Source organism: Desulforamulus hydrothermalis Lam5 = DSM 18033 (genome assembly GCF_000315365.1).
In the GTDB taxonomy this organism is placed as follows: Bacteria; Bacillota; Desulfotomaculia; order Desulfotomaculales; family Desulfotomaculaceae; genus Desulfotomaculum; species Desulfotomaculum hydrothermale.
In genome coordinates this window covers 356,266-365,889 of the sequence record NZ_CAOS01000013.1, presented here as the reverse complement: position 1 = coordinate 365,889, position 9,624 = coordinate 356,266, and the positions used below count along the sequence as shown (strand labels likewise).

At 46.8% G+C, this 9,624-nt stretch carries 10 protein-coding genes, 1 pseudogene and 2 riboswitches; all 11 genes and pseudogenes read right to left on the bottom strand.

The window, feature by feature from the left end:
• Positions 1–86: 86 nt before the first annotated feature.
• A pseudogene (istA, locus tag DESHY_RS11950) lies at positions 87–689 on the bottom strand (IS21 family transposase); the annotation flags it as partial.
• A gap of 199 nt (positions 690–888) precedes the next feature.
• A riboswitch (molybdenum cofactor riboswitch) is annotated at positions 889–1,008 on the bottom strand.
• Between the two features lie 35 nt (positions 1,009–1,043).
• Positions 1,044–1,162: riboswitch (molybdenum cofactor riboswitch) on the bottom strand.
• A 213-nt stretch (positions 1,163–1,375) separates the two neighbouring features.
• A complete protein-coding gene (locus DESHY_RS11945) occupies positions 1,376–2,032 on the bottom strand; it encodes an ATP-binding cassette domain-containing protein (protein ID WP_008413104.1) in 657 nt (218 codons plus the stop codon).
• Between the two features lie 12 nt (positions 2,033–2,044).
• Entirely contained in the window at positions 2,045–2,713 is a 669-nt protein-coding gene (gene modB, locus DESHY_RS11940) for a molybdate ABC transporter permease subunit (protein WP_008413102.1), read from the bottom strand.
• Between the two features lie 13 nt (positions 2,714–2,726).
• Positions 2,727–3,527, bottom strand: coding sequence for a molybdate ABC transporter substrate-binding protein (modA, locus tag DESHY_RS11935; RefSeq protein WP_008413101.1), 801 nt, complete (start codon positions 3,525–3,527; stop codon positions 2,727–2,729).
• Positions 3,528–3,692: 165 nt separating this feature from the next.
• Entirely contained in the window at positions 3,693–4,307 is a 615-nt protein-coding gene (gene cobC, locus DESHY_RS11930) for an alpha-ribazole phosphatase (RefSeq protein WP_008413100.1), read from the bottom strand.
• 19 nt (positions 4,308–4,326) lie between these two features.
• Complete coding sequence (locus DESHY_RS13775) at positions 4,327–4,779, bottom strand: HD domain-containing protein (protein ID WP_008413098.1); 453 nt, start codon at positions 4,777–4,779, stop codon at positions 4,327–4,329.
• A gap of 23 nt (positions 4,780–4,802) precedes the next feature.
• Positions 4,803–5,450 (bottom strand): nucleotidyltransferase family protein, encoded by a 648-nt coding sequence (locus DESHY_RS13770; protein WP_008413096.1) that lies wholly within the window; start codon positions 5,448–5,450, stop codon positions 4,803–4,805.
• On the bottom strand, positions 5,447–6,490 hold the full coding sequence (locus DESHY_RS11920) for an XdhC family aldehyde oxidoreductase maturation factor (protein WP_008413094.1): 1,044 nt from the start codon (positions 6,488–6,490) through the stop codon (positions 5,447–5,449). The genes DESHY_RS13770 and DESHY_RS11920 overlap by 4 nt, the downstream gene beginning before the upstream one ends.
• Positions 6,453–7,811: a DVU_1553 family AMP-dependent CoA ligase gene (locus DESHY_RS11915; protein ID WP_008413092.1), complete on the bottom strand. Its 1,359-nt coding sequence runs from the start codon at positions 7,809–7,811 to the stop codon at positions 6,453–6,455. Before DESHY_RS11915 ends, DESHY_RS11920 begins: the two co-directional genes overlap by 38 nt.
• Positions 7,774–9,174: a radical SAM (seleno)protein TrsS gene (gene trsS / locus DESHY_RS11910; RefSeq protein ID WP_008413090.1), complete on the bottom strand. Its 1,401-nt coding sequence runs from the start codon at positions 9,172–9,174 to the stop codon at positions 7,774–7,776. The genes DESHY_RS11915 and trsS overlap by 38 nt, the downstream gene beginning before the upstream one ends.
• Positions 9,171–9,623: a DVU_1555 family C-GCAxxG-C-C protein gene (locus DESHY_RS11905; RefSeq protein WP_008413088.1), complete on the bottom strand. Its 453-nt coding sequence runs from the start codon at positions 9,621–9,623 to the stop codon at positions 9,171–9,173. Before DESHY_RS11905 ends, trsS begins: the two co-directional genes overlap by 4 nt.
• Position 9,624: the final 1 nt, after the last annotated feature.

Here is a 9,624-nt window from a genome sequence, read left to right as displayed (position 1 = left end):
TCGTAATAAACGGCCAAGTTAATCTTCGGAGGGAGACACATGCTAAGGAGNGGGANAGNNGATGGCCCACGGCCTGACTAGTCAGGGGGGGGGGGATCATCTCCCATGCCCAGTACGACGGTTTTCATCTGGTCGGTCAGCATTACCTTTGGGATGCCCCCAAAATATTCAAAAGCATGAATCAAGCAACGAAGAAAGCTGTGAATGTCACAACGCTTAGTGAACTCTATATAGGTGGAACGAGAGTACCCCAATACCATGACAAATACCGGCACTTTTCGGACTGTACCGTCCAAATCTACGTAATCACACAGTCCCCAGTCGACCTGTGCATATTCACCAGGTTTCGTCTCGTAACGAAGAACAGCGGGAACTTGTTTGGGAGGACGGAAGTCCTTCACATAGTCTTTCAAGATGGTACGTCCCCCGGTATACCCCTTTTCTCGTAGAAGATCGAATAAAACCTCGCAGTTATAGATACCTTCTTGAAGACGTTCCTGCAGGAACGGTTTATACGGATCAAGCTTGGAACCACGAGATTTACGGGTTCCCTTTTCGGGGGAGAATTCACCCCGGAGATATCGGCGAACTGTATTTCGAGAATGCCCCGTTAGACGGGCAATTTCACGAATACTCTTGCCTTCTGCCCTCATGGTATGTAACGATATCACTATCCCACTCCTTAGCATGTGTCTCCCTCCGAAGATTAACTTGGCCGTTAATTACGAAGGGGATATATTCGCTAAGGGTGGGTCATTTTCTTTCCGGCGAACCTGGGTCAATTATATCCCGGCGGTGACACAATGTCATAACACCTCTCTTTAAGAAAAAACCAGGGGGGGTTGGCCAGTGCCCCTTGAAGCAACACTAACCAACCCCCGCAATAACACAGGTGGGTAATGTTCTCCTTTCCAACAGGGGAGGCTAACCGGTTTCCCGGTTAACCCTAACGGCCATATTACCATAGCATAATTCTTTAGGTATTATGGCTCGGAGAACGGTGTTAAATTAAAAAAACCACACAGGCGTGCGGTTTGTGGCATAGCAAATACAACTACCATCCTTTCCGCACGGGAGGCTTACCCGTTTCCAGGCAAACCCTGTCGGCCTTGGAACCATAACCTGATGTCACAGGATCCAGGGCTCGGAGGTAAAAATAAACTTTGCTAGGATATTATTCTATAAATATTTAGTTATTCCTTCATTATAAAAAAATTTTTAGAGAAAATAGACAAAACTTTCTCTAAGCAGCTCCAAAGTATTCTACCTACGCAGATTAATCTGAGAAATAACATGGTTACTTCATAAATCGTAACGGCTGTCGTTTAACAAGGGCAAAACCGATCTCCTTCTCTCAGATTAATTGCAATTGGGATTAATTGGCTTTGCCTACCACCTGGCAAGGTTGCCCTTTGTTCAACGATATAATACGGTCTCCCAGGTAATGCGTGTCCGCTTCATCGTGGGTAACCAAAATAAAAGGGATCTGCCACTGGCGGTGAAGTTTTTTTACCTCTTGCCGAAGAGATTCTTTGGTGCTCTTATCCAGGGCGCTGAAGGGTTCGTCCAGCAAAAGCAGCTTAGGTTGAACTGCCAATGCCCTGGCCAGGGCTACCCTTTGCTTTTCACCACCGGAAAGCTGGCGTGGGTAACGATCTGTTAAATGTCCTACACCAAATGAATTTAAGATTTCCACAGGATTTATATTCGATTGAAAAGTTTTCTTGGACCTTAAGCCGTACATTACATTTTGCCTTACAGTCATATGGGGAAAAAGGGCATAATCTTGAAACAGGTAACCTACGTTGCGGTCCTGGGGTGACAGATGTATTTTATCTTCGGATGAGTATAGCACTTGCTTGTTTAGCCTAATAAGACCGGAGGATGGTTTGACCAAACCTGCCAGGCAATGCAGTATGGTTGTTTTCCCTGCACCGGATGGTCCCCACAGCACTAATATTTCATTATTAATTTGTACTTGAAAATCCAAAGTGAAGTGCCATAGTTTCTTTTGTATGAAAGCTTCTAACATAGTTATCACCTGCTAATAGTTCCGTCGCTTGGCCCAGCGGTTAACCCAGAAAATGACCAGGAAACTGAAAACGGTTACAATAGCCACCAAGGTTTGGGCGGCGGCATTATCTCCGGCATCTACAGCAAAGAAAATAGCTACCGGTATAGTGGAAGTCTGCCCAGGGATATTACCTGCTACCATTAGGGTGGCGCCAAATTCACCTAAAGCCCGGGCAAAGGATAAAACCACTCCGGCTAAAATACCGGGCCAGGCCAGTGGAAGAGTGACAGTAAGGAATATCCTTACCTCACCGGCTCCCAGGGTCCTGGCCGCTTTTTCATAGTTTTCATCCACACTTTTAAAGGCTGCCTTGGCACTCTGGTACATGAGGGGAAAGGCTACCACGGTTGATGCCAGTGCTGCTGCCCACCAGGTAAAAATAATGGTAATTCCCAGGTTGGCCAGGATCTGCCCCAACAGACCGTTTTTTCCAATAAGCATCAATAAGCCATAACCAATCACTGAAGGTGGCAACACCATTGGCAAGGTAATAGCAGATTCCAGCAGGTCCTTGCCTGGGAATTCCCTGCGGGACATTAGTCTGGCTAACGGTAACCCCAAAATGATAACTGCAATTACAGAAATTACTGCCGTTCGAAGCGAAATAAATACCGGTGACCAGTCTGCCAGTGACAACATATCTCAAACCTCATTACTTTTTGATAGCTTTAAAACCGTATTTTTCAAAAACTCTGGCTGCCTCTTCCCCTGACAGGAATGCAGCAAATTCTTTTGCTGCTTTTTGCTGTTTGGTATTCTTTACTACCGCCATAGGATAAAGGATTGGTTTATGGGAATCGGACGGTGCAGTAGCTACAACCTTAACATCTTTACTCGTTACAGCGTCAGAGTTGTATACCAACCCGGCTGCAACGTTGCCGGTTTCCACATAGGTAAGTACCTGACGTACATCTTTAGCCAGCACAAGTTTTGGCTGTAATTTATTCCATAACTTCATTGAGGTTAAGGCATCCTTGGCATACTGCCCGGCAGGAACAGATTCCGGGGTACCTATACTAACTTTTTCCACTTTGGGTTTCAATAGGTCCTCAAAACCGGTAATTTTACTGTCCTTTTGGGTAATCAGCACAAGTTCGTTCCCTAATAAATCTTTCCGAGATTCTTTAACAATCAGATCCTTTTCTGCCAGTGCGTCCATTTGCTTTTTACCAGCTGAGATAAAGAGGTCTGCGGGTGCGCCTTCCTCAATCTGCTTTTGCAGTGTACCGGAAGCGCCAAAGTTGTATGTAATATTTACATAAGGATGTTTTTTTGCGTAGAGCCCTTTTAATTCTTCTGCAGCATCTTTAAGGCTGGCGGCTGCCGAAATTGTCAAGTAAACCGGTTTTGCTTCAGGTTGTGTGGGAGCAGCCTGTTCTTTGGTACCTGTACAACCTGTACATACTGACAAAGTAAGTGCAATGATTAAGGTAAAAGCTAAAAGTTTTTTCATTATAAAATCTCTCCTCTCTTTTTCCACTTAGTTCTTATACAAGAGCTTGGACAAAGTTTTCTTCTAAATCTATTGTAGCCGAAGTTTTTTGTTTTGGAAAAAAACGGCGGCTTAAACAAATAACAGGCATGGTTTGCAAGTCAGTCAAAAAATCCTTGCCCTGACTCAGGCGGAAATTATTTGGTAAACCTTGTTGATTACCTTAACAATATACTTTTCATTTCTGTAGCTGATCAGGTTCAGGCAGCCATAATCCTGGCTAATGCGAAAAAGGTTTGCCAGAGGGATGCCAAGTATGTGGCAGAGAATTAAGCGGTTCACCCCTGCATGACCGGCAATTAGGATATTACCTGTGGTTGTCTGCATGATTTCATCCAGTTTGGGCAACACCCTCCGGCTGCACTGGCTAAAACTTTCTCCGCCGGGCGGGCAAAAGTTAGCTATATCTTTACCCCTTTGTATAAAATCCCCGGGAAACTTGCGGCAAATTTCCTCGAAGGATTTCCCTTCCCATTCTCCCAGATAAATTTCTCTTAACTCCTGGCAGACAGTGGGCAATATATTATGCTTTTCAGCTATAATTTCAGCCGTATGACGAGCTCGCTGCAGATCACTGCAAAATATGTGACTCAGTGGCACGCAGCTAAGTACCTGACTCAAACGTTTTGCCTGGTTAATTCCCTCTTGGCTCATGGGCAAATCAATCTGACCGATAAATCTTTTGCCTTCCCTGGCGTTAAGAGCACCATGCCTTACTAAAAAAATATATCTTTTTTCCATCTGAACACCTAATTACTAACTAAAAAATTATTCTTTCTAATGGGAAACTGATCATTTTTTCTACTTCACTTTTTATTGCCCGAGCCCGGTAAAGCCTTTTTTCAATACAGGGAGCAATGTCAGGGTTGGTTATATACTTATTCCGGATATGTTGAAATCTTTGCTCCAAAGAAACCGGTCTATCTTCTTGAACCAGCTTGTCTGCCAGGAAGACAACAGCCGCTTCAGTGACATTGTCCATAACAGGATCTGGCATATCCATATGAGTTTCCACTATACCGGCCACTTGTGGATAACCTTTTTCCCGCAGGTATGCCGCCCCTGCTCGGGCATGGTTTGCTTTATCCCTGGCAATGTCGTGCAGCAGTGCCGCCGCCTGTATTAATTGAATATTTAAGCCGTAACCGGCTTGATCTAAAGCCCGGGCTATCTTTACAGCAACCTCTGCCACCGCCCGACAATGGCGGACCACCGCTGCGGGAACTTCAGCATGTTTCAGAAGGGACAGGCATTCCTGTTCCGTTGGTATATTGTCTTGCCGTACATATCCTGTATCCGGTGATAATCTTCCGGTGTATCCATATCCATTAATATCCACTGGTCGTTAACCTCCAGGTCCATTGACTCAGTTTCCCATCCTCGCATTAATGAGCGCAGTCCACCCTCCCCGGACCAGGAGAGGATTTTCTCGATATAGAAAGTGGAAATCAGCGGCGGGTGACCACGCTCGCCGTCAAAACACGGGTATATCACCCCGGCCCTGTGACTTTGAAAGGCTTGAACTATTTGATCTAAGGTTCGAGGCTGGATTAGGGGAATATCCGTTGGTAATAAAAAGAACGCATCAGCCCCAGGTTTTATTGCTTTTACCCCTGCCTTCACAGAGGAGAACATGCCCCTGGCGTAATCCCTGTTCTCAATGGCGTCCACCGGTAAGGTATATAATACCTTTCTCATTTCGCTTGCCCGGTGACCGATAACCACTTTAATATCCGTTATGCCGGCGCAGCGGAAGGTTGTTACCACCCGCTCAATAATAGTAATATTTCCCAGTTGCAACAATGGTTTGAATGTACCCATGCGAGATGAAAAACCGGCTGCCAGGATTAAAGCTGCTATCTTTTCCTTGTTACTCCGGTTCATTTGTTTTGCTCCGCCCGCACCCTAATTAATTCCGCCACAATGCTGACGGCAATTTCCTCCGGTGTTTCTGCAGCAATCTCTAAGCCAATGGGTGAGTATACCTTTTTTAGGTCATCATCTTTATGTCCTTCCTCCCTGAGGGTGCGGTAAATTGTATCCCGTTTTCTCTTACTGCCAATCATACCGATATAACAGGCCTTGGTCCTGAGAGCCTGGGCAAGTACATTTTTATCGTGGGCATGTCCCCTGGTTACAATAACCAGGTAATTATCCTTATCTATATCTAAATTTTTAAAGGCCTGCTCAAAGTTTTCCAACACTATTACCTCATCTGCCGTAGGGAAACGATCACGGTTGGCAAACTCTTTCCGGTCATCCAGTACAATTGTTCTGAAGTCTACCAAGGATGTCAGTAATGCCAGTCTTTGTGATACATGCCCTGCACCAAAAATATAAACTGTCCCAGAAGTGCTGACCGGTTCCACCAGGAAACGCTGTCCGTCAATGGTTATTACCTTTGGGTACCTGCTCCTGGCCTGGCTTTTGAACTGTTCCATCCACTCTGCCGGGCCGAAAAAGGTTCCGGTAACTGAACCGTCCTCCTTAACTAAGAATGACTGAGAATCCTCGTTTATGCGGTTAACCAGGGGAGTTACCATGACAACTCTCTTCCGTTTTTCAATAGCAGTCACAATATCTTGATAGATATTAAATAATTGCTTGTTGGAAGCATCCATATATTCTACCAGCACTTCCAACATCCCCCCGCAAATCATGTCCATCTGTCCTGCTTCGCTGCCCGTAAGATGATATTCCCTGGTTACTGCTTCTTTGGTCTCGAAAACTTCAGCGGCTAATTCCTGCACACGGGCCTCTACCAAACCGCCACCAATGGTTCCCATGGTGGATTTATCTGCCAGGATAATCATTTTGGCACCGGCGGTTCGTGGCGCTGAGCCTGATTGAGTAAGAACTGTAGCCTGAACAAAGCTCTCTCCCTTATTAAGAAGCTGCAACATGGCCTGATACAATTTTTTCATTTATTTCCCCCCGTTCCCTCAGGTCCGTAATAATCCGTTTTGCACCGGAGGCTGGGACACCCCCGGGCAGTATTGTTATATTTACTTCCAGGTTCCCCTGCTTTGTAGCTGAATGAATCAATGGAATGGTATCCAGTGCCTTCCTGATTGCCGTCATATTTGCTTCACCATTTAACCAGACGCCGACTGTAAGCCTGTCGATACCCTCCGGGCAGGATAGGCTGGCTTGAAAATTCAATAGCCCGGCCACCGGGAAAAGGGCTTCATCCAGATCACTCATCGTTAACAACCCGCCTGCCACTTGGCAGACGTTATTGAGACGACCTGTCACCGGTGCCATTCTCTTTAGTATTGTTCCACAGGGACAGGGTTCCGGGATAAACCTTGCCCGATCACCGGTGCGGTAACGGATAAGGGGCATTCCCTGCCTGGTAAGGGTAGTGAATACGACCTCGCCCTCTTCGCCCTCCGGCACCGGCAGACCGGTTACAGGGTTAATAATTTCAAAGTACAGGTCTGCTTCCCTGAGGTGATATCCGGCCAAGGCTTGACACTCTACTGCGCCCCCAAACCCCATCTCGGTCATGCCGTAATGGCTATAGACCCGGCAGTCCCAGCTTTGCTGCAGTTCCCGGGTGATCGCCTGTGGAACATAATCTGTGCTCAAGAGCACACTCTTTAACTTGAGGGGTATGTTATTTCCGTCCTCATCCCTGTATCTTGCCAGGGAAAGCACCTGGGTGGGAATTCCCACCAGGGCGTTGACCTCTTGTTCAAGCATAATTTGCAGTGTGCGGCCCGGGTCGGTGACCAGGCCGTGGTGAATACCCTTTACCCCTAATCTGCTTAACCCCTTCGCCAGTAAATCCCCGACACTGCCTGGCAGCTTGCCTGGCAGCAGGATCAGCACCCTATCGCCGGGCACTACCAGGGTGGACATCCCGATATGGAAAAAATCAATGGTTAATTCCTGGTCTTCTTTGGTAAAGTATAGCCTTTTTGGTTCCCCCGTGGTGCCGGAACTCTGCAGGGTAACAACCCTGCAGATTTGATCCTGAGAAACACAAAGAAAATGTAGCGGGTTATTTCTTATTTCTTCTGCTGTAGTGTATGAAATATATTTCAAGCCGGCAAGGCAAGTGAGGCTTTCAGTCTTAAAATCAGCCAGGGCTTTCCGATAAAAGACACTTTTATTTTTAACCAGTTCCAAGATTGCACGGAGTTTTTGGAGCTGGTATTTTTCTATATTTTCTCTGGTCAGCCCACTGACGTTAACACCAATTTTACGGGCAATCCAGTTGTTTAGCGGAGTCATTTCCATTTTTTGATCTCCTTTGCCGATACAATGGTCGACCTTCGCTGTCGGTTAAATTATAAGCACAAAAAGGAACCAATTTGCCTGCGGGGGACATAACATGAATGCAGCAGTCCTTGAGCCTGTCTAAATCCAGATTCCAGACATCCTGAAAGGCCATACCGGAAATACTGAAGGAGTGGGTGCGAGCTCTTTCTATAAAGGCATCCCAAAGGGAAAAAGCCCCACCGCCTGTGCTAACTGAAATACTTTTTATTTCCGGGGCAGACCAGTATTTCGCCACAAAGTTTCTGGCTTTAGCCGCTCCCGCTTCGGCCTTTTCCGCAGTACCGCAGCAGCCTTCGTGCTTGGTCCAGGAACGCAGTTCGCCACCGGGCATCAGCACAAAGTTTCCGTGGAAGGAACATAATGCGTTTTCACAACCGGGAGGTTTAAAACTGTCGGCTTTTATTTTGCCGTAACTTTGCAGGGCAATCTCCCTAATCACCTCAGGTATGGTAATGCGGTGGTTATCAGCCGGCGGCTTGGGGTAACGACCGAAATAACTGACCGGCTGAAAATGAACTCCCCTGACGGCTGGCAAATAACTAAGGGCCAAGTCAATAATGGCTCCGATATTGTGTATATTAACCCCCGGCACCAGGGTAGGCACCAGTACTACCCCTATATTGTATTTGGCACAATTTTCAATGGCCAATATCTTTTGTTTTAATATGGGCCTACCCCTTAAAACACGGTATATCTCATCAGAAGTACCGTCAAACTGGAGGAAGATCGAGGATAAGCCGGCATCTCTGCACTTTTTAACAAAAGATGGCTCTTCGGCCAGCCGCAACCCGTTGGTATTAAGCTGAATAAAGTTAAAACCAAGCGACCTGCCAAGCCTTATAATCTCCGGCAAATCGTCCCGCAGAGTGGGTTCGCCGCCGGACAATTGAATGTTAAAGGGACCGCCGGCCAGCAATAACGTTTCAAAATAGCCTTTAATAACCTCCAGGCCGGGGTCTGCCGACGGGCTGGCTCCGGCATCGGCAAAGCAAAAGGCACAGCCCAAATTACATCTTTGAGTAATTTCCAACAAAACCGTGCAACTGTGCTGCCTGTGATCAGGGCAAAGGCCGCAGTCAAAGGGACACCCCTGCGCCACCTCTGTAAAACACCTTGTGGGCTGCGACGGTATTTTGGGCCTGGCCCATGTCCGGTAATCCGGCAATCCCCTCCAAAGAACAGTTTCAGTGGTACCATGTTCCGGACAGCTTTTAATCAGAAAAACATTTTCCCCCCGCAGCACCTTACGGGCCGGTATCCTGGTAAGACAATGGGGACAAACACTTTCCGTACTGTTTAACGTTAGGTCTTGTTCACTCATGCTTTTGCCTCGGCAGGAACAATTCCGTATTTTAACATTATCTCTTTTGCTTTATCGTAGGTGGCACTGACTATATTGCCACACCCGACAGAAACTGCTTTATATGGCAGATCGTCTCCCAGAATAGCGCCACAGGTAATCCCGCCGAATTCTTCTCCCATCCGTTGTTTAAACCAGTCAACCAGTTCTGAAACCATTAAGTCAAATTCATCGTGGGCTTGTTCTTCGGGAGAACCTTTGCCGGCAAAAAGACCCATCAAACAGGCCCCGCCGGTTAAAGCACCACAAGTATCACCGCTAAAGCCCATGCCTCCGGCTAACCCTGTCATAGCCCTTACCAGTTCCGTATTGCTTTTTCCCTGGGCTTCCAGTCCCATAATTAATAAAATTTGGCTGCAAGCAAACCCCTGCTGGGCCAATTCAAACATGCGGAACATTTCTTGAGACATG

Bases quoted from the DNA above. Each gene is read 5' to 3' on its own strand.
- trsS (WP_008413090.1), bottom strand. From the start codon at position 9,174: ATGAGTGAACAAGACCTAACGTTAAACAGTACGGAAAGTGTTTGTCCC.
- modB (WP_008413102.1), bottom strand. From the start codon at position 2,713: ATGTTGTCACTGGCAGACTGGTCACCGGTATTTATTTCGCTTCGAACG.
- DESHY_RS11905 (WP_008413088.1), bottom strand. From the start codon at position 9,623: ATGTCTCAAGAAATGTTCCGCATGTTTGAATTGGCCCAGCAGGGGTTT.
- modA (WP_008413101.1), bottom strand. From the start codon at position 3,527: ATGAAAAAACTTTTAGCTTTTACCTTAATCATTGCACTTACTTTGTCA.
- DESHY_RS11915 (WP_008413092.1), bottom strand. From the start codon at position 7,811: ATGGAAATGACTCCGCTAAACAACTGGATTGCCCGTAAAATTGGTGTT.
- DESHY_RS11920 (WP_008413094.1), bottom strand. From the start codon at position 6,490: ATGAAAAAATTGTATCAGGCCATGTTGCAGCTTCTTAATAAGGGAGAG.
- DESHY_RS13770 (WP_008413096.1), bottom strand. From the start codon at position 5,450: ATGAACCGGAGTAACAAGGAAAAGATAGCAGCTTTAATCCTGGCAGCC.
- DESHY_RS11945 (WP_008413104.1), bottom strand. From the start codon at position 2,032: ATGTTAGAAGCTTTCATACAAAAGAAACTATGGCACTTCACTTTGGAT.
- cobC (WP_008413100.1), bottom strand. From the start codon at position 4,307: ATGGAAAAAAGATATATTTTTTTAGTAAGGCATGGTGCTCTTAACGCC.